Source organism: Oceanispirochaeta sp. M1, from assembly GCF_003346715.1.
In the GTDB taxonomy this organism is placed as follows: Bacteria; Spirochaetota; Spirochaetia; order DSM-2461; family DSM-2461; genus Oceanispirochaeta.
On record NZ_QQPQ01000039.1, the window covers coordinates 1 to 22014 of the forward strand.

Sequence of the window (22014 nt, forward strand, 5' to 3'; positions counted from 1 at the left end):
TCATAATGGTGACTACCTATTGATTAAAATGTCCTGCTGGAGAAACTCCGGTAGTGTTCTTGCTAATATGGCCATGCCTAACGCATGGTTTAAAGATCTTGGTCTGTTTCATTTGACTGATGTGAATACTGGTCTAGTCGTCCCTATTTCGGGATATTTTGAACAGGAGCCGTATACGAGGTCCGTACGTACGGTTCTGTAAGAGGGATGAAAAGAGACTCTTTGAGAAAAGGTCTCTTTTCACCCTACTTAATTGCCCTCCTCTGCTGATTAAAGGCGAATAATAGACTGATAATATCAAAATCATAGTAATTTGTGAGTTATAAAATATGAGGGTGTATACAAAAAGATACATATAATTGTTATTGATTGGAAATGATCGGAAAGTTGTATGTTTTTTAAATATATATAATGTAAGTAATTATACGTTTTGATTGATTTTTGTATGTTTTTGGCATGGAGATTGCGTTACACTCTGCAAGGGGTGTAATGCCATGAAATACAAGACAGATACATCATATGATTCCAGTTTAAAATTTTACCTGGATGAGATTTCCCGTTACCAACTGCTCACTTTTGAAGAAGAAGTGGAACTTGCAGAAAAGATAGCTGACGGCGATGAAGCGGCACGTCAGAGAATGATAAATTCCAATCTTAGACTCGTTGTAAAAATGGCCAGAGGCTACCAGATTTCTGGTGTAAGTCTTATGGATCTGATACAGGAAGGGAATCTGGGGCTTATTAAAGCAGCTGAGCGTTATGACTTCAGAAAGAATGTCAGATTCTGTACATATGCCGCGTGGTGGATAAAACAGGCCATAACACGTTATTTAACAGATAGAAGCAGATCCATAAGACTGCCCTATAGGAAAGAAGAGGCACTACGGCATATTCAGGATTTCATGCACCATTTTAGTATTGAGCATAAGAGATCTCCTTCATTACATGAAATATCCGATGGAACCAAGGTTAAATATAACGATGTTGTATCCATTATGGAATTTTCAGCTAATCCGATTTCACTGTATGCAGAAACAAATATTGAAAACGGAACTCTTATGGATATCCTGGTGGATGATAATTACAATCCCGATGGTGAGCTTTTCAAAAAGTGTGCCGAACAGGATACAAGAAATTCCCTTTACAAACTTAAAGATAATGAACGGAATATTATCCGCTACCGTTACAACTTTGTAGATGGTAAGAAACATACACTGAAAACAATCGGTGAGCAGATGGGTATATCTCCCGAGACTGTCCGTCAGATTGAGATCAGGGCTCTTAAAAAGTTGAAAGAAGAAGCCCCGGAGCTGAAAGAGTATATGTTTGCATAGCCTTCTGCCTTGACCAAGTAGTGAATCCGTCCTAGATTCTCTTTTATGTATGTATTAGGAATCGAATCATCATGTGACGAATGCGCCGCTTCTGTAGTGAAAGACGGCAATGTTGTGCTCAGTAATATAATAGCCACCCAGATTGAGGATCACAAACCCTGGCAGGGTGTGGTCCCCGAGATCGCATCCCGTATTCATACCAGATGGATCTGGTCTGTTGTCGAAGAGGCTCTGACTATAGCCGGGATTGAAAAGAAGGATCTTGACGGCATTGCCGTAACAAACAGACCCGGTCTGGTTGGTTCACTTCTTGTAGGTCTCTCCTTTGCCAAGGGGCTGGCCTGGTCTCTGGATATTCCTTTTATCGGAGTTGATCACATAAGAGCCCATCTTTATGCTCCTCATCTTGAAAATGACATTACTTATCCATATCTGGGACTTCTCGTTTCAGGTGGTCATACGGTTATTGCCATTGTCAGAGGTTTTGATCAGATTGAAGTTCTGGGAACAACCATAGACGATGCCTGCGGTGAGGCCTTTGATAAAATTGCCAAACATTATGAGCTGGGATATCCCGGAGGAGTCGCCATCGATCGTCTGGCGGTTAAGGGTGATCCCAAAGCATTCCGTTTCCCCAGTCCCAATCTCCATAAGGGAGATCATGAATATGATGTTTCCTATTCCGGTCTGAAGACTGCTGTTATCAATCAGCTTGATCAGTTTCTTAATCCCGGATACGAGAAATCAAAAGAGAACATTGCTGCCTCCTTCCAGAAGCGGGCTGTTGATATCCTGGTGAAGAAAGTCCAAAAAGCAGTAAAGAGTACAGGAATAAGAACTGTTGTTGCCGGCGGTGGTGTTACCGCAAATTCCTATATGAGATCCTCTCTTGAGGCGATGTGGGACGTAAAGTGCTATTATCCCTCCCTTGAGCTTTGTACCGATAATGCGGCTATGATTGCGGGAATCGGGTATCAGTATCTTAAGGAGGGCAAAGGATCAGATTTTTCCGAGAACGCCCGTGCCAGGGTCCCATCCTTTAAAAGAGGTTACCCCTAAGATTTTCCTCTTGATGATCTGTCCTGTTTCAGGGTATTTTACTAAGTCGGTATTTTAACTTCTTTACATATTGTTATATGCCTGAAATTGAGATAAACCGAAAAATAAGTACGGGAGCTAATCCATGTCCAAAGACTTTAATCTTGATGATTCCATAAGAAAAATTAATGATTTTCCTCATAAAGGAATTCGGTATTTTGATATCACAAGCATTCTGACTAATCCGGAAGCATTTTCATGGTGTATTGATCAGATGGTTGAGTACTATAAAGATAAGAATATAGATGCTGTAGCCGCTGTTGAGTCCAGAGGTTTTATTTTCTCTGCACCCTTTGCCAAGGCTATGCATATTCCCCTGATTCTAGTAAGAAAAGCCGGTAAACTTCCCGGTGTAACTCTGAAAAAATCTTATCAGCTTGAATACGGTAAGGCTGAAGTTGAGATTCATCAGAGTGATGTTCCCCAGGGGAAAAATGTCCTTCTCGTTGATGATCTGCTTGCTACTGGTGGAACCATGGGTGCTGCTGTTGAGCTGCTGACTATGGGCGGTGCCGATGTTAAACATATTTTTGGAATTATCGGTCTTCCCTTTCTGAAATATGCAGATAAGCTTCCCGGTATCGAGATTAAAACTCTTATTGAATATAATAGTGAAAAGGTCGGTGATTAAGCAGACTTAATTTTTTAAACAATTTGCGGGTATCGCTTGACATAAAAAGTCAATTTTAATATCATGCCCGCAGATCAAACAACGAACTTGTCTGGTTGCTTCAAGGGAGCACAGGATGTTGGGGATTGTTTGTGAAATATATCCTGGTAGTGTAATTGGTAACACTGCAGTTTCTGGTACTGCCTTTGGGGGTTCGAGTCCTCCCCGGGATGTTTAAACAGAAGTCCCTTGCTTTAAGAATATCAGCAAGATGATATTCAACTATTGTATTTGAGTTTTTAAAAATTCATAGGGATTGAAAGCCGGCTGGTAAAGCCGGCTTTTTTGTAAATATACGTTTTTGCTAATGTATATTTATCGAAAAATGTTGTATAAATATTTAACTGAGGGGTGGTTTATGCAGAAAAGAGCTTATCTGGTTCTGGAAAACGGTTTTGTCTTTCCCGGCAGCTGTTTCGGAGCCGAGCTTCCGTCGGTGAGTGATCTCACTGATGGGATGGAGCTTCCGTACGGAGAGCTTGTTTTTAACACTGGAATGTCAGGGTATCATGAGATCCTGACTGATCCTTCCTATACGGGACAGATTGTCACAATGACATATCCTCATATAGGAAACTACGGATGTGATGATCTCTGGTCTGAAAACGGACCCGAAGATGAAAGCCGAAAAGATGTAAAAGTCTCAGCCTTGGTTGTCCGTGATCTTTATGATGGACCGGTCCCCGAAGGCCGTATAAAACTACCTGAATATCTGGATAGAAACGGTATCTGCGGTATCAGCGGAGTCGATACAAGAAGACTCACTCTGATGCTAAGAGATGAGGGAAGCTGTAATGCAGTACTTGTAAAATCTTCCCGCTCTGAATCCGGACTGAGTGATGATGATCTGAAACTCTGTCAGGACTACCTTAAAAAACTTCCCTCCATGGAAGGACAGAATCTGATTGCAGATGTGGGTACTTCCCGGATGGTTACCATAGACGGTGCAGGATCACACATTGCACTTTTAGACTGTGGAATTAAAGCCAATATCATCAGAGAGCTGGAACAGAGGGGCTGCAGGATAAGTCTGATTCCCTCGGATGCTTCAATAGAAGATATAAGAAAACTGAATCCTCAGGGGGTCTTTCTTTCAAACGGTCCCGGAGACCCGGGAGTACTGAAGAAACAGGTTGATCTGGCTCGGAATCTTCTGGGTGAATACCCCCTGGTGGGTATCTGTCTTGGACATCAGATTCTTGGACAGTCCATCGGAGCAGAAACCTTCAAGATGAAGTTCGGACATCACGGCTGCAACCACCCTGTTCGGGATGAAGAGAGCGGACGAGTATTCGTGACTTCCCAGAACCATGGTTTTGCGGTGAATGAAGAATCTCTTCCTGAGGGAGTGACTGTTCGTTTCAGAAATGCCAATGACGGATCTATTGAAGGGCTGGAGTGGAAGGATAAAAATCTGCTCTGTGTGCAGTTTCATCCCGAAGCCGCCCCGGGTCCTGTAGATTCATCCTGGATTTTTGATGCCTTTCTTGATGTTGTGAAAAAGAATGATATGACTGAGGTGAAGGAGAAATAATGCCTGCCAGAAAAGATTTACATAAAATACTTATTATCGGATCAGGTCCGATTATTATCGGTCAGGCCTGTGAGTTTGATTATTCCGGAAGCCAGGCGGTTAAAGCCCTTAAAGAAGAAGGGTATGAAGTCATTCTTGTTAACCCCAATCCCGCAACCGTTATGACGACTCCCGGTATTGCCGACAGGATTTACGTTGAGCCCCTCACTGTTAAATATGTAACAGAAATCATCCGTAAGGAACGCCCTGATGCAGTTCTCTCCACCATGGGAGGACAGACTGCTCTGAACCTGACTCTGGATCTGGCAGAAGAGGGTGTTCTGGAAGAATATGGAGTGGAAGTTATCGGTGCAAAAACCGACTCTATCTTCAAAGCTGAAGACAGGGGTGAGTTTAAGAAGGTTGTTGAAAGCCTTGGACTGGAATCTCCCAGATCCATTACAACAAAGACTGTTGCCGGAGCCCTTAAGCTCGAAAAAGAAGTGGGACTTCCCCTGGTAATTCGCCCCAGTTTCACACTGGGTGGAATGGGGGGAAGCATTGCCTATGATCATGACGAACTTAAGTCTCTTGTAGAGAGGGCACTCCTTGAGAGTCCTGTGAGTGAGGCCCTTATTGAAGAGTCCCTTATCGGCTGGAAAGAGTTTGAAATGGAAGTTATGAGAGATAAGGCTGATAACGCCATTATCGTCTGTTCCATAGAAAATATAGACCCCATGGGAGTCCATACAGGTGACAGTATCACCATAGCTCCCATACAGACCCTGGATGACAGGGCATTTCAGAAAATGAGAACTGCATCCATCGATATTTTGCGGGCCATCGGTGTGGACTGCGGCGGTTCAAATGTACAGTTTGCCGTTAAGCCCGATACAGGCCGGATGATTGTTATTGAAATGAATCCCCGTGTCTCACGTTCTTCGGCACTTGCGAGTAAGGCCACTGGATTTCCTATCGCTCGCTGTTCCGCCAAACTGGCAGTCGGTTATACCCTGGATGAGGTAACAAACGAAATTACCGGTAAAACAGCATCCTGTTTTGAACCTGCACTGGATTACTGTGCTGTAAAGGTTCCCCGTTTTGAGACCGAAAAGTTCCCCACCGGCTATTCCGCCCTGGGTACACAGATGAAATCAGTAGGTGAGGCACTGGCTCTTGGGAGAACAGCTCTCGAGGCCTTGAATAAAGCACTGAGAGCCGCTGAAACAGGGCATGACGGATTGACTGAAATGCGGGTGTCCGATGAGGAGCTCGAAAGAATCCTTACGACAGCACATCCTCGAAGACTCATGGGTGCCTATACCTGGATAAAATGGAATCCCAAGGGATCTCTTGAAGAACTCTCTGAAAAGACAGGGTTCAATATCTGGTTTCTCTATCAGCTGCAGCAGCAGGTAAAACTCGAAAACAGAATTGCAGCAGCTTCCAAACTGGATGAATCTCTTATGATGGAAGCCAAGAAATGCGGTCTCTCTGACAGCAGAATCGGCGAACTGACATCAGAATCTACTGCAGCCGTTGAAAAACTGAGACTGTCCATGGGGATAGAGCCCAGTTATCACTTTGTAGATACCTGTGCAGGGGAGATCAACGCAAAAACTCCTTATTTCTACTCCACCTGGGGTGAGATTGATGAAGGTACACCAACAGGAGATGAGGGAGTCATAATCCTTGCATCCGGACCCAACAGAATCGGCCAGGGTCTTGAGTTTGACACATGCTGTACTCTTGCATCCATGAGTCTCAGGGAAGAGGGAGTCAAGACAATCATGATCAACTCCAATCCTGAAACTGTCTCTACGGACTTTAATATATCAGACCGTCTCTATATGGAGCCTCTGACTGCAGAATCTGTAAAGCAGATTATGAAGAAAGAACAGGTTAACAAGATTGTTGTTCAGCTTGGCGGTCAGACTCCACTTAATATGGTGGAGGAGCTTGAAGAGGCTGGAGCCATCGTCGTAGGTACGGCAGTGGATAATATCAACAAGGCGGAGGACAGAAAACTGTTCTCAGAAGCCATGGGCAAGTTGGAACTGAATCAACCCAGGAACAAGAGTGCCTATAACAGAGAAGAAGTGGCACAGTTTTCAAGGGAGATCGGATTTCCCGTACTTCTGAGACCCTCGTTTGTTCTGGGTGGCAGAAGCATGTTTATCGCCTACTCGGAAGATGAACTGGATATTTTCCTCTCCAAAGGGATTCCAATCTCCGATGACAGACCCGTACTGGTGGACCAGTTCCTGGAAGATGCCTTTGAATATGATCTTGATGCCGTATCTGATGGTGAAAATGTATATGTCGGTGGTATTATGCAGCATATCGAGGCAGCGGGGATTCACTCCGGTGACTCTGCCTGTGTGTTCCCTCCCTATAAATCGACTCCCGAGATACTCAACGAGATGGCCGATGCGGCAGTGTCCATTGCCCGTGAGTTTCAGGTCAAGGGATTTCTGAATATACAGTTTGCTGTAAAGGATGATGTTCTCTATATCCTTGAAGTCAACCCCAGAGCCTCCAGAACGGTTCCCTTTCTTTCCAAGACATCAGGTGTCAATCTGATTCAGGCTGCAGTTAAGCTGTGGAATGGAACAGATCTTATGAAACAGGGGCTTGTGGATAAGAAAAGCGGTGTAGGACAGGGATACTGTCAGACAGGATGGGCTATAAAAGAAGCAGTCTTCTCATTTGACCGCTTTTCCGGACTTGATCCGGTTCTCGGACCGGAGATGAAGTCTACCGGAGAGGCCATCGGTATAGGAGAGAGCTATGGAGAGGCCTTTGCCAAGGTACAGGCTGCCGTAGGCTGCTATCTTCCTATCAAGGGGAGAGTTTTTGTAACAGTTACGGATAAGGATAAGCAGATCATACTCCCCATTGTTAAAGATCTTGTAGAGATGGGATTTGAGATTGCCGCCACCAGGGGGACCGCAGACTTCCTCTATAAAAACGGTATCTTCTCTGAGGTCATACTCAAGCTGCACCAGGGGCATCCCTCTGTAGTGGATCATATGAGCAGCGGTCGTATCGACATGCTGATCAATACACCTCTGGGACGTTCTTCTCAGATTGAGGATGAAGAGATCAGGACCGAGGCAGTTAAACGGAAGATTCCCTATACAACCACCACGAGTGCCGCTAAGGCAGCGGTTATCGGGATCAAATATCTGAGAGGGGAAACTGTTACCTGTAATCCTCTTCCCGGCAGCTGGTAGGAAAACAATAAGGCTGAAGGAGGTATGAATATCTTGTTCAGCTCAGGGTTTTTCAGCAGATATTGATTAAGTCTTATAAATAAAGAGGGGGCTGCCTTCCGGAATCCGGAGGGCAGCCCCATTGTTTTTGTCAAAACTATATTCTAATCGGAATAAATAATTATTCTTCAAGAACCACATTGTTGTAGTAGAAGTTGATCGCATCGATCAGAGCTTCCCATGAAGCCTCAATGATGTTTTCCGAAACACCTACTGAGTCCCATGTTGATTTATTGTCGGTGAAAGTAATAAATACTCTGACCTTTGCGGCTGTCGCCTCTTCGGGGTTGAGAACACGAACCCTGTAGTCCGAGAGGTGAATATTCTTCAAGAAGGGGAAACTGGGGATCAGGGCATCACGAACCGAGGCGTTCAGTGTATCAACGGGACCTTCACCGACTGCCGCTCCCATATGTTCAATGCCACCGGCATTAAGAAACATACGTCCCACTGTCTTGCTCTTGCTGTCCATGGTCTTGTAGGACTCAAGATGATAGTTCTTAAGCTCAAACAGGGGAGTGAATTTGTCCAGAGCCTTTCTCATGATCACGTCAAATGAGGCTTCCGCCGCTTCGTATTCATATCCTTCCATCTCTTTCTTCTTCAGAGTGTCAGTCAGAGAAGCTACGATATGGGAGTTCTTGTTGAAATCACCGTATTTTGCCAGTTTTCTTACTATGGTAGATTTTCCGGCCAGTTCTGAAAGGAGAATGCGTCTTGAGTTTCCAACCAGGGCACTGTCCATATGTTCCATAAGGTGTTCAGCCTTGGCCAGAACATCAGCGTGCTGTCCGGCTTTGTGACTGAATGCTGACTCTCCCACATAGGCCTGATTCTTTTCAGGAATGATATTCGCTTTTTCTGCTGTGAAGCGGGAAAGTTTAGTCAGCTCTTTCAGGTGTTCCCCTGCATGGATCTTTTTATCCATTTTAAGAACCAGATTGGGGATGATGGCACAGAGGTTGGCGTTTCCGACTCTCTCTCCCCAGCCGTTGATTGTTCCCTGTACGTGTACTGCTCCTGCATCAACAGAAAGGATGGTGGAGGCAACCGCTGTTCCGGTATCATCATGGAAATGAACTCCCAGGGGCGCCAGGTTCATACCATGCAGCTGATTTATTGTAGCAATAGCTGTCTGGGGAAGTGTTCCGCCGTTTGTGTCACACATTACCAGACAATCTGCACCGGCTTCGCTTGCTGTCTGCAGAACTTTCAACGCATATTCCTTATTATGGATATAACCGTCAAAGAAATGCTCCAGGTCAAAAATTATTTCACGTCCTTCACCTTTTAGATAGCTGACTGAGTCAAAAATCATGTTCAGATTCTCTTCCAGGCTTGTATTCAGAACTTCCTGAGCATGGGCATCCCAAGCCTTACCCACAATAACTACTGTGGGAGTTTCGGCCTGAAGCAGGGCGCTGATATGAGCATCCTGGGAGGCTTTACCATCGGGTTTGCGGGTGGAGCCGAATGCACAGATCTTTGAGTGCTTCAGGTTGAGAGAACGGACTTCTTTGAAAAAAGCAGTTTCCCGTTCGGAAGCCAGAGGAAATCCGCCTTCAATATAGTCAATTCCGAAGCTGTCGAGCATTTCTGCAATCTCAAGTTTGTCTTTCAGGGTAAAGTTGATTCCCGTACCCTGTGTACCATCCCGTAAAGTAGTATCAAATACAGCAATTTCAGATTGTCCCATGCTTATACCTCTCAGGTTCTAAATAAAAGAACTCGTTGCTAATCATGTTAAATAGCAATAAAATAGTTTTATGGGTAAAGATAATGTATTTGACAGGCTTGTGAAAGACCTTTCTTCCGAAGAAAGACGTAAAATGATCGAAAAAATGGAAGAAAATATCCATGTTAGTCAAGAACCAATGGATAATCACGTTGAAAATGAGTCTATTCAGTCAATAGAAGACGAATATAAGGCACTTCCTTGGTTAGATAAGATGATAATATTTCTGCAATCGCTATTTTTGATGAAAGATAAGCTGGAATTGACAAAAAAGCATGTGGTAAAGGCTGTTGCGAGGCAGTTGTCTTACCTCAGTCCCGATCTTATTGATGTAAAACATCAGGCTCTGTCCGGAGAGTTCTGTAAAAAACTGAAAGATGTAGAATATTCGGCAAGCTTTATTAAACATCCTCTTTCAGGTTGCTTTGGTATTGATAAGGTTAAGTTCTATGCCTTGATCGGACAGTTGGAATTCCAGCAGCTCCATGATTCTCTCAAAGATAAGGTTGATCCACTGGATATGGGACGGAAAAATCCCAATATGGGCGGCCCTGCAATCAGGAAAAAGATCAGTGAGGATACGGAGGTGCTTCTTGCTCAGATAGGGAGAGAAGACCGCATGAGAATGATGGAGACCACCAGGACTCTCAATACGCTTTATCAGTTAAGTCTCTTTCCCTATGACCAGATTACCAGCCAGTTTCCCGACTCTCCTGACGGAACCCTGCTTGCCGCAGGTTTCTCCAATGTGAAAGATTCACTTGTGCAATTGGCAGCTATTCTGAAATCCTTTAAGACTGTGCCTTCGATCAAGCTGCTTGAAGCTGTGTTTCTCCTTTATTATTCAGATGATGAATCGGATGAATCTTCACTTGATGAGAAAATTACTGAAAGCATCGAAAGGTGTAATACACTTTTTCAGAAAATACGTGAGTTTAATAATGCAGTTCCTCTCTCAGAGCTGATGAAAGTTCTTATGGAAGATCCTTTTTATCAGATTCCTGTCTCCGTAGGAGGAGAGGACTGGTTCTATTTCTACAGGCAGTTCTGGATGGATTCCCTGTCGGAACAGTTTAGAATCTTTACCCGGGAGAAGAAGCTTGGGGAACTCGCCTTGGAATTGCAGCGCTACTGGGATCTTCCCGAGCTCAGTTTTATCCCCGAATACAGTCCTAATGAAAAATATATGGCCTTTGCCTACTCCATGGCGGCGCTGAATACTTTTTTTGAGGAGAATTATCAGAAGAAACTTTACTATCCCATGAAGATTATTCTGGTGGATGGTAACTTCTATAAAAAGAATAATCGGGAAGAGTACGAAAAAACTTTTCAGATCCTTGTAAAATTCGGAGACCGTCTGAGATGGTTCTCAAGCAAACTGGCCCCCGAAGGGGATACATCGGGGGCAATAAGAAAGGCCAGTCATGAATACAGGGACAACCCTGAGGAGATGGACCTGAAGATTCTAAGCCTTTGTAACAGACTCAACCGGGATGCCGAGCTTATACTGGAAGATTCAATTGCCTGTCTTGAAAGTATGGGTAAGCTGATGAACGGTGTGGTTATGGGTAATGGTGGAAGTTATGATACCATTTCTAATTTTTCTGAGCTGGGCGGCCGTAGTAATGATGAGCTGAGACAGAGTGTAACCGAGTCGGCTGATGATATTCATAAAATTACCCATGGGCTTCAGGATCTATTCCAGTTGGAGAAAGAAAAACTGAGAGAATTTTCAAAGGAGGAGAGAGAGTAGTTCTCTCCCCACCTTTCAGGCTGTTTTATTGACTATTCAGACTAATTCTGCTTAAATCCTTTAAACCGAGAAACATGCGAGGCGGATATGGATAAACAGAAAAAACAATGGCTTGAACTGATGTCACAGGCTCTGGAAAGTGCAGCAAAAGAGAAAGGACTGGATCTGTCTGATTTCTCCAGTAGAATTATTGTTGAGCATCCACCCCGACCCGAAATGGGAGACCTGGCTTTTCCCATGTTTCCTTTTGCTAAAGATTTCAGAACAGCACCTCCCGCTATTGCAGCAGCAGTTGTGGAGGCTTTGGGTTCCGATATTCCCGGCTCAGTAAAAACAGCAGGTCCCTATGTAAATATTTTTCTGGACAGGCCTGCTCTGATTGCAGACCTTATTGAAGAGAGCAGCACCAGTGAGTATGGATACTCTGATCTTCTTGCCGGTCAGAAAATTATGGTTGAATTCTCATGTCCCAATACAAATAAACCACTCCACCTCGGTCATCTGAGAAACGATGCCATCGGTGAAAGTATATCAAGAATATTAATCGCCTCGGGTGCGGAGGTTCAGAAAGTGAACCTTATTAATAACCGGGGTGTCCATATTTGCAAGTCCATGCTGGCTTATCAGAAATTTGGCGAGGGTGCTACACCCGAATCAACCGGCCGGAAGGGTGATCATCTGGTTGGTGATTACTATGTAAAATTCAATCAGTGGTCCAAGGAGGATGAAACAGCCGAAACACAGGCTCAGGATATGCTTCGTAAATGGGAAGAGGGTGATAAGGAAATTGTTGCCCTCTGGAAACGGATGAATAAATGGACCATTGACGGTATTTCTGAAACCTATAAAAATACCAATATCTCTTTTGACAAATATTATTATGAAAGCGACACCTATCTTTCCGGAAGGGATGAGGTGGTGAAAGGGTTGGAAGCGGGAGTCTTTTATAAGGATGACGACGGCAGTATCCGCCTGGATCTTTCAGATATCGGAATGGATACCAAGGTTATGCTCCGCTCTGACGGTACTTCGGTCTACATGACTCAGGACCTGGGTACAGCCATTGCCAGACACGGAGATTTTCCCTTTGACAGGCTGATTTATGTTGTGGGTGCCGAACAGGAGTATCACTTCCAGGTTCTGTTCCATGCACTCAAGAGCTTAGGTTATTCATGGGCGGAAATGCTTTTCCATCTCTCCTACGGTATGGTCAATCTTCCCGAGGGGAAGATGAAGTCCAGAGAGGGGACTGTGGTGGATGCGGATGATCTGCTTAAAACACTCTCCGAAATGGCAAGTGACGAGATAAGAAATAAAGAAAGAGCCGACACTGTAGGTGATGTGGAAGAGACGGGGCATAAAATTGCTCTTGCAGCTCTTCATTATTTCCTTCTCCAGGTGTCACCTTATAAGGATATGATCTTTAATCCTAAAGAATCACTGTCATTTAACGGGAATACAGGACCTTATCTGCAGTATATGAGTGCCCGTATCAGCTCTATGCTTGAAAAATTTGAGGAACAGAAAGGGGACTATGAAGGTATTGCCCCCGATTATTCTGTTCTCAGTTCTGATGCTGAGTGGGAACTGGTGAAAAACCTGAGTTCTTTCCCCGGAGCAGTACGCTCTGCGGCCTCAGATCTGAACCCTTCAGCTGTAGCCTGTCATCTCTATGACACGGCTAAAAGTTTCAGCCGTTTTTATCATGACTGCCCCATCCTGGGCATTGATGACAAGGTGCTGACCATAAGCAGAATAGAGCTAACTCGATCTGCACTGCAGGTACTTAAGAACGGATTTGAACTGGTGAACATTCCATTCCTCAGTAAGATGTAAATGTCGGCACTTGACCAAGTTACGCCTAAATGGTATACCCATTGAGTGCCAAAATAATAGATTGTTGAGGTTAACTGAAATGTATGCACTAGTAGAAATCAAAGGCAAACAGTATAAAGCTGAAAAAGGTGCTGTGTTAAAGGTCGACAAATTTGACAAACAGTCCGGTGACAAAGTGGAATTCGATTCCGTACTGCTTATTTCCGGTGAGGGAGATCCTATCGTAGGTTCACCTTATGTGGATGGAGCAAAAGTTACTGCCGTTGTCAAAAGTAATGTCAAAGACCCTAAAGTCAAAGTATTCAAGTTTAAAAGAAGAAAAGGCTACAGAAGAACACAGGGACATCGTCAGAATTATACTCTGCTTACGGTAGAAGATATCCTGGGCGCTTAAGAAGCGAACCTGTGATACGGATTGTTCTAACCTTCGGAGATTCCGGTCTTTTAAAGACCCTGACATCTCAAGGTCACGCAAATAGAACAACTGATCTGCCGAGTGAAGCCTGTGCGGGTGTCTCAGTTCTGCTGAGAACGGCTGCCAGGCTCTTTAGTCATACTGATGGTATAGAAATCATCGGTGGGGCTGAAAGAGAGGGGCATCTTGAACTTGAGGTTCTTGATGTTTCTGACAGGTACCATGAATGGTTCAGAGGTACTGTTGATATGTTAATGTTAGGGCTGCGGGATTTACAAGAAGAGTATCCCGGCAGCATTCAAATTAAAACTACAGACGTGAGGAAACGATAATGGCTCATAAGAAAGGTGGAGGAAGCTCCAAAAACGGAAGAGATTCCAATTCTCAGAGACTGGGTGTCAAAAGATTTGGTGGTCAGCTTGTTAAATCCGGAGAAATTCTTGTCCGTCAGAGAGGAACTAAAGTACACCCCGGTGAAAATGTAGGTATTGGTAAAGATGATACCCTTTTTGCAACCGAGGCTGGAAATGTTCTCTTTCATGACAAAAAAGGCAAAAAAAGAGTTTCTATTGTCGCTAAGGGCGAATAATAATATTCTATGCAAGGATTTATAGACGAAACTCGTCTTGAAGTATACTCAGGTGAGGGAGGCGCTGGTAGCGTTTCCTTCCGGAGAGAGAAATACGTCCCTCAGGGCGGTCCGGACGGTGGTGACGGAGGTCGTGGGGGTAATGTTGTTTTTCTTGTTAAAAATAACTTGAAAACACTATCCCATCTGAGCCGAAAACACGTATATAGAGCAGTTAATGGTTACGGCGGCAAGGGTAAGCGTATGCATGGTAAAAACGGCGAAGCCGTTATTATCGAAGTACCCCCCGGAACCATTGTCCGTGATTATCAGACAAATGATGTACTTAAAGACTTCTCTGAAAACGTTGATGGTGAAGAATGGACATTTCTGCAGGGCGGTAACGGTGGTCAGGGAAACTGGCACTTTCGAACATCCCGTAAACAGACCCCCCGTTTTGCTCAGCCTGGAATGCCTGGGGAATATGCAGAAATTAAACTGGAATTAAATCTGATTGCCGATATCGGTTTTGTAGGATTTCCAAGTGTAGGTAAATCGAGCCTCCTTAAGGCTCTGACAAATGCCAATCCAAACGTAGCTTCTTATCCTTTTACGACAAAGATTCCCAATCTGGGTATGCTTCGTCTGGGTGAAAAGGACATTGTACTGGCGGATATTCCAGGAATTATCGAAGGTGCATCCCATGGACTCGGTCTCGGGTTACAGTTTTTGAAACATATTTCAAGAACAGCTGGACTTGCCTTTTTGATAGATCTGGGAGAAGACGATTTTCATGATACCTATTCCAAGCTCCTTGTTGAGCTGAAAGAATATAATCCTGAGCTTCTGGACAAACCGAGAATGCTTCTCGGTACCAAAATTGATCTGGAAATTGCTCGGGAAAATCTAGAAAAACTACAGGGACTTTATCCTGAGGAGCATGTCATAGCCGTATCTGTTTTTTCCAGGGAAGGTCTGGATGAACTGAAGCTGGCCATGCTGAAAATGGCAACCTGAAATGAAACTTGTCATGCTGGGGGGGACTTATAATCCTCCCCATCTGGGACACCTCAATATTGCCGAAGCCGTAAGAATTAAGTTCGGCTATGATAAACTGGTACTTGTTCCCTCCTATAGACCCGCTCACAAAAATATAAGTGAAGATGTCAGCTTTCAGCAGAGACTGAAAATGGTGGAACTCTCAGTTCAGAATTGGGAGCATGTCATTGTTTCCCCCTGTGAGTACGAACGAAAGGGTATATCCTACAGCATTGATACAATCAGATATTTTAAAGAGCTCTACTCTCTGGACAGTAAACCCGGTCTTATTATCGGTGACGATCTTGTTCCCGGATTTTCTCGCTGGCATAAGGCTGACGAGCTGTGCCTGGAGGCGGATATCATTGTTTGTCACAGAGGCCGACCGGAAGATCTTGATTTTCCCTATCCTCACCGCTATTTTGAGAATCCAATTTTTGAAGCATCATCAACAGATATCCGTAATTCAATAAAATCAGGCGGAGATGTACAGAATCTTCTACCTCAGGATGTGCTGAACTATATCCGGCAGGAGAAGCTCTATGGAGCTTGAATCTCTACTGCTGAAAAGAGGGGAGTCTGATCTCAGTAAAAAACGCTGGAACCACTGTCTCCGGACTGCGGACTATGCACTTTTTCTGGCTGAGCATTACTCTGTTGAACCTGGTATGCTGCGCATTGCCGCCCTGGCTCATGATCTTGCAAGGGAATGGGATAAAGGAAGGATTCATGAAGCGGCTTTGAAGGATCAGCGGACTCTGTCTGAGTTCAATAGGCAGCATCCGGTTCTGCAGCATGGTTTCGCCGCCGCCTGGCTTCTTCGAAATGAGTATAATGTCACTGATCAGTCCCTGTTGGATGCTGTCCGTTATCATACGACAGGACATCCTCTGATGGATGAGGCAGGCCTTATTCTCTTTGCAGCGGACTATATGGAGCCGGGTCGTAAACATCTGGATGACAGCGTACGCAGCAGCCTGCTGGTGCAGCCGCTGGACTCAATGATTCTTCAGATTCTGGATGCCATGGCAGAGCATCTGCAGTCCGGGAACAACTTGCTCTCTCCTGACAGCAGGGAGTTGTATCAAAAGCTCAGGAAAGGTTACAATAAGCCTTTATGAAAGATAGAAGAGCCCCCGACCTGTCACTGCTTTTACTGATCCTTGTATTCCTCATCCTTGCAGGACTTTCTGTATATATTCTGCTTACTATGAAAATCGACGACTATAAGGAAATGGTCATTGATCAGAAGCTTATTACAACCCTGATCATAATCGAAGAGGATGATAAACCTCTGGTGACAGAAGTCTATTTTTATCATCCCGAGACTAAGAAAGGTGCTCTGCTGAATATACCTGAAGAGACAGGCGCTCTTATTCGCTCTCTCAATAGAGTGGACAGGATTGATACTCTCTATAATACGGAGGATCCATCCTATTATCTTGAACAGATAGGGATTCTAACGGGAATTGTCCCTGATTTTTATCTGCAGATAAAAAAAGAGAACCTGGTGAGTCTTGTCGATTTTCTGGAAGGGGTCGATATTTTCCTTCCCAATCCGGTGATTATTCAGAATGATGAACAGCAGATTCTACTCCCCTCGGGAAGTGTGAATCTTGACGGAGACAAGGCTGTAGATTATCTGTGTTATAAAATTGAAGGTGAATCTGCAGATGACCGAATCAAGCGGGAGCATGATCTTGTTATCGGGCTTCTGAAAAAATTGAGTCATATGTATGATGCAAAGTTCTCAGAGGCATTTCAGAAATATCTGTTTCCTGTTATTAATACAAATCTGGACAGCAAATCCTTTGATTCCTTTCTCCAGGAGATAACATCCCTGGAATTGGATCGCGTTGTTTTCCAGCAGGTGCTGGGAACAAGGCGTAAGGTGGATTCTCAGATTCTTTATTTCCCCCATTACGACGGGAAACTTTTAAGGGAAACTGTTAAACAGATGCAGGATTCTCTGTCGGATTTTGATGTGCTGAAGGATGAAAAACTGGTTGTTTCTCTGGAGATTCAGAACGGAACTACCAGAAATGGATTAGCCAGCCGGACAGCACAAATTTTTAAAAGTTACGGTTATGAGATAGCATCTCTTAAGAATGCAGACTCCAGCCGCTACGAAAATACAGTTATATTAGACAAAAAGGGCGATCCGGCAGCTGCTCAGAGAGTGGCAAATCTGATAAAATGTCAAAAGATCCATACCGATGTGGATCAAAACCGTGATGAAACTGTAGATATTATAATTATACTTGGAAAGGATTTCGATGGACGATACGTTAAATAGTAAAAAAGGTTTTATATACTGGGGAAAAGCCCTGGAAGCTGTACAGGAAGCCAAAGGCCTGAATTCAGTTGTACTGGATCTGGAAGGAAAGTGTTCCTGGGCTGATTATATGATTATTGTTACGGCAACCAGCCGTATGCACCTCAGAGGTATTCAGATGAAGGTTCTTGATATGCTGAGAGATGATGAAAATCTGGTGCTGAGAAATAATAAGAATACTAAAAATGAGGATCAGTGGATTCTTATGGATTGCGGTGGCCTTGTTATTCAGATTATGACAGCTGAAGCTCGTGAATATTACGATCTTGAGGGTGTCTGGTTTGAATCAGAGTCTCTTTTCAGAGAAGAAGCTTAAGAATTACTCCTCGAGTTCGTCGTAATCGGCGAACTCATCATTATATGCAAAGGGGGTGATGTTATCTTCGTCATCCCCTATTTCATCTTCTTCACTTTCATCTTCAAGATGATCTACATCTGACTGTGCAATACCGTCATCGTAGTCTTTGTCCATCTCTTCATCGAATGTATCGATGCCTTCTTCGAAGATTTCATCTTCCTCTGCTACGGCAAAATACGAATATGGGAACTCTAAATCCCCAACTGTTTCTGTGTCAGACCGAACCATCCATACTATCCTTGAAGCTTTATAGTAATAAAAAGTAATCAACTAATACCATTTTTTTCTAATATTGCCAACCGCCGATTTATTAATTAGAATGAATTTCATTATGAATGATCAAAATTTTAATGAATTATTGAAACTGGCCCTGTCTGAAGATCTGGCCGATGCTGGAGATGTAACATCAAGAGCCATCTTTGATGATAAGCAGATGACAAAAGCTTTTCTGAAAAGTAAGGATACCGGAGTTCTTGCAGGGATCTCATTTTTCTGTCAGGTCTTTGTCAAAGTGGATTCAAGGATTATAGTCGACAAAAAGATGGAAGATGGAGATGCTCTTAAACCCGGTGATATAATTGCCGAGCTCACAGGGCCTGTTGCAGCGGTACTGGAAGCCGAGAGAACAGCCATTAACTTTCTCTCTTTTATGTCGGGGATCGCTACATGCACCGCCAATCATATCAAGGCTGCCCAGGATAAGGGGCATGTCACAATTCTGGATACCAGAAAAACACTTCCCGGATACAGAACACTCTCAAAGTATGCCGTCAAAATGGGTGGTGGTCAGAATCACAGAATGGGACTCTACGACATGGTCATGATCAAGGACAATCATATTGATGCTGCCGGCGGAATCCGTGAGGCTGTCTCCAGTGTTCGTGAAAAATGGGGTGACCACTACAGAATTGAAGTGGAGTGCAGAACCCTGAAGGAAGTTGAAGAGGCTCTGGAATACAAGGCTGATGTAATCATGCTGGATAATATGAGTCCTGAAATGACTAAAGAAGCCGTACAGATGCGCAGAAATGAAGTTGAGTTTGAAGCTTCCGGTAATATGGATATTGAGAAGATTAAACGTTACAACAACACGGGAGTGGATTATATTTCTATTGGAAAACTGACCCATTCGGTAACTGCATTCGATTTTTCTCTGGTAATGGAGTAGGTTTTGCCTGATATTAACCAATTTGATGTCATTATTCTCGGAATGGGAATTTCCGGCCTTGCCGCGGCGATAACAGCCAGCGAAAAAGGTCTTAAAGTAGGAATCTTCAGCAAATCGGATGTGCTGGAAGAGTCAAACACCTATTATGCCCAGGGGGGCATTGTAGGGAACGGTGATGAAGACAGCCCTGAACTTCTTGCGGACGACATCATAAAAGCCGGTGATTATCTTAATAATTCAGAGGCCGTGGATATCCTGACTAAGACAGGTCCCGCTCTGGTTGATGAATATCTGGTGGATAAACTGGGAATCAATTTTTCCAAAAATGAAGACGGTACATTGAAGCTCACCCGTGAGGCTGTTCATTCGGTCCGGCGTATCTATTTTGATAGAGATATAACGGGTAAGGCCATTGAGACAGGTATGCTGGATTATGTAAAAAAGATGAAAGGGATACAGATCTTTCCTTTTCACATGGCCATCGACCTTATTTCAAGCTGCCATCACTCCACAGATACACAGGCCCGCTATGGTAAAAACCGCATTATCGGTGCCTATATGCTCAACTGTGAAACCAGTACGGTCACACCTGTTTTTGCAGGAGCCGTAATTCTGGCTACAGGGGGAGTAGGGAATCTGTTTCAGCACTCCTCAAACCCCGCGGTTGCAACAGGTGACGGAATCGTCATGGCCTATCAGGCCGGAGCAACGGTTATCAATGCCGAATATGTTCAGTTTCATCCCACCACACTGTACCACAGAGATGCAGAGAACTTCCTTATTTCTGAAGCTGTAAGAGGTGAAGGTGCCGTTCTGATCAATAAGAGGGGAGAGCCCTTCATGGAGCGCTATAACCCCAGTCTTAAAGATCTTGCACCGAGGGATGAAGTATCCAGGGCAATCTATATGGAGATGGAGCGCTGCGGCTCCACTTATGTTTATCTTGATACTCCCCGGATGGTGATCGATATTCCATCCCGTTTTCCGGGAATCTATGCAAAGTGCCTGGAAATAGGCATTGATATAACTAAAGAGCCCATTCCTGTTGTTCCTGCGGCACACTATTTCTGCGGAGGAATCAAGGTGGATATGAACGGGGAGACAAGTGTTCCCGGTTTGTATGCGGTTGGTGAAACAGCCTGTACCGGTGTCCATGGAGCAAACAGACTGGCTTCCATCTCTCTTCTTGAGGGTCTTGTATTAGGGCTCCGTTCGGGATGGGAAATTGCGGATAACTTTGAAAGACCGTCTCTCGCGTTGAGACGCTCTATTCCTCAGTGGATTTTCCCTCAGGATGAAGACAAGGTTGATCCCATTCTGATAAAAAGCGATGTTCACAGTATACAGGCCCTTATGTGGAACTATGTGGGTATTATCCGTTCCAGAAAACGGCTGGCCAGAGCTCTGGCTGACCTGAACTACCATTCCCACAGGATTGACCGTTTTTATAGACAGGCCGGGCTGACCCGGGATCTGGTAGAGTTGCGTAACTCTGTACTCACAGCATCTGTTATTACGAAGGCTGCCTATAATAATCAGCATTCCAGAGGTTGTCACTATATTGTCCGCGGCGATGCTCCCCACGAGAAAAGCTGAGAATGAGAAGAGTAGAGATCAAGACTCCTGCCAAGATTAATCTCCATCTTGAGGTGGGGCGGTCCAGAGCGGACGGCTTTCATGATATCCTTTCACTTTTTCAGGCCGTCAGCCTCTATGACCGTCTGACATTTACCCTCACAGATCATCCGGGTGAGATCATTATCAACGGAGATTTCAACTGTCCTCCCGAAAGCAACCTGATCTACAAGGCAGTACAGCTTTTCAGGAAGAGCGGAGCAGGCAAGGAGGGGATAGAGGTTTCAGTTGATAAGAAAATACCAAGTGAAGCAGGGCTTGGGGGCGGCTCATCTGATGCTGCAGCAACCCTGAAAGCCCTCAGACTCCTTCTCGATTTTGATCCGGGAGAGGCTGTTTTGCTGGATATAGCTGCTGTTCTGGGCAGTGATGTTCCTTTTTTTATGAAATCCGCCTCAGCGGCAGTTAGCGGCAGAGGTGAAATCCTTGAGGATGTTGGAACTCCGCCATCCCTGGAGGGACTTATTGTCAGGGCCTCGGCTGAGGGCATTTCCACAGCCGCCGCATACAGGGCTGTGGACGAGGCAATGGGTAGTGGAAAACTGAGTCAAGGTCTTCTGACAAAAGAAGATATGATCTCTTCATATCACAGCCTTCCACCGTCGGAATGGCCCTTCTATAACAGCTTTATGGAAACTTACAGAAATCATTTCAAACCTATTGAGTTTATTTACAAACTTCTTTATGATTCAGGAGCTGTATTTTCCGGTTTATCCGGAAGCGGCAGTGCCCTGTTCGGGATTTTCCCGAAGCATGGATCGATCGATAAAGCGGAAGAGGCTCTGAAAGAGCAGTTTCCTTTTGTGGAAAGAATTTATTTCTTAAATAGCATTCCTGATGCACTTGTAATATAATGAATATATATTGCATTAAAGCGGTAGGAGGAGCTGTATGGAGATTACTGACATCCGCATTCGTAAGGTCAATGCTGACGGCAAACTAAAGGCGTATGTAACGGTTACCTTTGATGAGTCTTTTGTTGTACACAATGTAAAGATTATTGAAGGGGACAGTGGCGTTTTTATTGCAATGCCAAGCAGGAAAACAAAAAATGGTGTGTATAAGGATGTAGCCCATCCGATAAATACAGACTTCAGGACTATCCTACAGGATAGAATCCTGAAAGAATATAATAACCTTGAACCCGATTCCGATGAGATGGAAAACGGTGCAGGTTAATATTTAAATATAAAAACAAAATTTGGGCGTCGGCAAGCGGTAAGCCACCGGGTTTTGATCCCGGCATTCGCAGGTTCGAATCCTGCCGCTCAAGGTATCTGTTA

At 44.4% G+C, this 22014-nt stretch carries 22 protein-coding genes and 2 tRNA genes; 22 read left to right on the forward strand and 2 right to left on the reverse strand.

Features of this window, described 5'->3' with window-relative positions:
- From DV872_RS27010 to carB, 7 genes are all read left to right on the forward strand, one after another.
- A partial coding sequence (locus DV872_RS27010) for a hypothetical protein (protein ID WP_216664428.1) occupies window positions 1-202 on the forward strand: 202 nt, incomplete at its 5' end.
- 292 nt (window positions 203-494) lie between these two features.
- Window positions 495-1334: an RNA polymerase sigma factor RpoD/SigA gene (locus DV872_RS20795; protein ID WP_114631895.1), complete on the forward strand. Its 840-nt coding sequence runs from the start codon at window positions 495-497 to the stop codon at window positions 1332-1334.
- A 45-nt stretch (window positions 1335-1379) separates the two neighbouring features.
- Complete coding sequence (gene tsaD, locus DV872_RS20800; protein WP_114631896.1) at window positions 1380-2393, forward strand: tRNA (adenosine(37)-N6)-threonylcarbamoyltransferase complex transferase subunit TsaD; 1014 nt, start codon at window positions 1380-1382, stop codon at window positions 2391-2393.
- A 124-nt stretch (window positions 2394-2517) separates the two neighbouring features.
- A complete protein-coding gene (locus DV872_RS20805) occupies window positions 2518-3063 on the forward strand; it encodes an adenine phosphoribosyltransferase (RefSeq protein WP_114631897.1) in 546 nt (181 codons plus the stop codon).
- Between the two features lie 140 nt (window positions 3064-3203).
- Window positions 3204-3275, forward strand: a tRNA-Gln gene (locus tag DV872_RS20810).
- A 185-nt stretch (window positions 3276-3460) separates the two neighbouring features.
- Window positions 3461-4636: a glutamine-hydrolyzing carbamoyl-phosphate synthase small subunit gene (carA, locus tag DV872_RS20815; protein ID WP_114631898.1), complete on the forward strand. Its 1176-nt coding sequence runs from the start codon at window positions 3461-3463 to the stop codon at window positions 4634-4636.
- Window positions 4636-7851, forward strand: a complete 3216-nt coding sequence (gene carB / locus DV872_RS20820) for a carbamoyl-phosphate synthase large subunit (RefSeq protein WP_114631899.1) — start codon at window positions 4636-4638, stop codon at window positions 7849-7851. Before carA ends, carB begins: the two co-directional genes overlap by 1 nt.
- A 160-nt stretch (window positions 7852-8011) precedes the next feature.
- Here carB and cimA read toward each other — a convergent pair whose 3' ends face one another.
- Window positions 8012-9586, reverse strand: a complete 1575-nt coding sequence (cimA, locus tag DV872_RS20825) for a citramalate synthase (protein WP_114631900.1) — start codon at window positions 9584-9586, stop codon at window positions 8012-8014.
- 70 nt (window positions 9587-9656) lie between these two features.
- Between cimA and DV872_RS20830 the strand changes: the two genes are divergently transcribed.
- The 10 genes from DV872_RS20830 (at window position 9657) to rsfS (ending at window position 17886) form a co-directional block, all read left to right on the forward strand.
- Window positions 9657-11378: a DUF5312 family protein gene (locus DV872_RS20830; protein ID WP_114631901.1), complete on the forward strand. Its 1722-nt coding sequence runs from the start codon at window positions 9657-9659 to the stop codon at window positions 11376-11378.
- 87 nt (window positions 11379-11465) lie between these two features.
- Complete coding sequence (gene argS, locus DV872_RS20835; protein ID WP_114631902.1) at window positions 11466-13214, forward strand: arginine--tRNA ligase; 1749 nt, start codon at window positions 11466-11468, stop codon at window positions 13212-13214.
- 79 nt (window positions 13215-13293) lie between these two features.
- On the forward strand, window positions 13294-13608 hold the full coding sequence (gene rplU, locus DV872_RS20840) for a 50S ribosomal protein L21 (RefSeq protein WP_114631903.1): 315 nt from the start codon (window positions 13294-13296) through the stop codon (window positions 13606-13608).
- Between the two features lie 11 nt (window positions 13609-13619).
- Entirely contained in the window at window positions 13620-13961 is a 342-nt protein-coding gene (locus tag DV872_RS20845) for a ribosomal-processing cysteine protease Prp (RefSeq protein ID WP_114631904.1), read from the forward strand.
- Window positions 13961-14218, forward strand: a complete 258-nt coding sequence (gene rpmA, locus DV872_RS20850) for a 50S ribosomal protein L27 (protein ID WP_114631905.1) — start codon at window positions 13961-13963, stop codon at window positions 14216-14218. The genes DV872_RS20845 and rpmA overlap by 1 nt, the downstream gene beginning before the upstream one ends.
- 9 nt (window positions 14219-14227) lie before the next feature.
- Window positions 14228-15214 (forward strand): GTPase ObgE, encoded by a 987-nt coding sequence (obgE, locus tag DV872_RS20855; RefSeq protein WP_114631906.1) that lies wholly within the window; start codon window positions 14228-14230, stop codon window positions 15212-15214.
- A 1-nt stretch (window position 15215) separates the two neighbouring features.
- Window positions 15216-15788: a nicotinate (nicotinamide) nucleotide adenylyltransferase gene (gene nadD / locus DV872_RS20860; RefSeq protein ID WP_114631907.1), complete on the forward strand. Its 573-nt coding sequence runs from the start codon at window positions 15216-15218 to the stop codon at window positions 15786-15788.
- Window positions 15778-16356 carry a bis(5'-nucleosyl)-tetraphosphatase (symmetrical) YqeK gene (gene yqeK / locus DV872_RS20865; RefSeq protein ID WP_114631908.1) on the forward strand — a complete coding sequence of 193 codons (579 nt, stop codon included), beginning with the start codon at window positions 15778-15780 and terminating at the stop codon, window positions 16354-16356. The genes nadD and yqeK overlap by 11 nt, the downstream gene beginning before the upstream one ends.
- A complete protein-coding gene (locus DV872_RS20870; protein ID WP_114631909.1) occupies window positions 16353-17531 on the forward strand; it encodes an LCP family protein in 1179 nt (392 codons plus the stop codon). Before yqeK ends, DV872_RS20870 begins: the two co-directional genes overlap by 4 nt.
- Window positions 17512-17886 carry a ribosome silencing factor gene (gene rsfS, locus DV872_RS20875; RefSeq protein ID WP_114631910.1) on the forward strand — a complete coding sequence of 125 codons (375 nt, stop codon included), beginning with the start codon at window positions 17512-17514 and terminating at the stop codon, window positions 17884-17886. Before DV872_RS20870 ends, rsfS begins: the two co-directional genes overlap by 20 nt.
- A gap of 3 nt (window positions 17887-17889) precedes the next feature.
- Here the strand turns inward: rsfS and DV872_RS20880 are convergent, their stop codons facing one another.
- On the reverse strand, window positions 17890-18156 hold the full coding sequence (locus DV872_RS20880; RefSeq protein ID WP_114631911.1) for a hypothetical protein: 267 nt from the start codon (window positions 18154-18156) through the stop codon (window positions 17890-17892).
- A gap of 103 nt (window positions 18157-18259) precedes the next feature.
- Here DV872_RS20880 and nadC point away from each other — a divergent pair, with 103 nt between their 5' ends.
- The 5 genes from nadC (at window position 18260) to DV872_RS20905 (ending at window position 22004) form a co-directional block, all read left to right on the forward strand.
- A complete protein-coding gene (gene nadC, locus DV872_RS20885; protein ID WP_114631912.1) occupies window positions 18260-19096 on the forward strand; it encodes a carboxylating nicotinate-nucleotide diphosphorylase in 837 nt (278 codons plus the stop codon).
- 3 nt (window positions 19097-19099) lie between these two features.
- Window positions 19100-20692, forward strand: a complete 1593-nt coding sequence (gene nadB / locus DV872_RS20890; protein ID WP_230391628.1) for an L-aspartate oxidase — start codon at window positions 19100-19102, stop codon at window positions 20690-20692.
- 2 nt (window positions 20693-20694) lie between these two features.
- Window positions 20695-21585: a 4-(cytidine 5'-diphospho)-2-C-methyl-D-erythritol kinase gene (ispE, locus tag DV872_RS20895; protein WP_114631913.1), complete on the forward strand. Its 891-nt coding sequence runs from the start codon at window positions 20695-20697 to the stop codon at window positions 21583-21585.
- A 37-nt stretch (window positions 21586-21622) separates the two neighbouring features.
- The gene (gene spoVG / locus DV872_RS20900; protein WP_114631914.1) at window positions 21623-21910 is read left to right on the forward strand and encodes a septation regulator SpoVG; all 288 of its coding nucleotides are present in this window, start codon (window positions 21623-21625) and stop codon (window positions 21908-21910) included.
- Window positions 21911-21932: 22 nt separating this feature from the next.
- Window positions 21933-22004 (forward strand) — tRNA-Gln (locus tag DV872_RS20905).
- The last annotated feature ends 10 nt before the right edge of the window (window positions 22005-22014 follow it).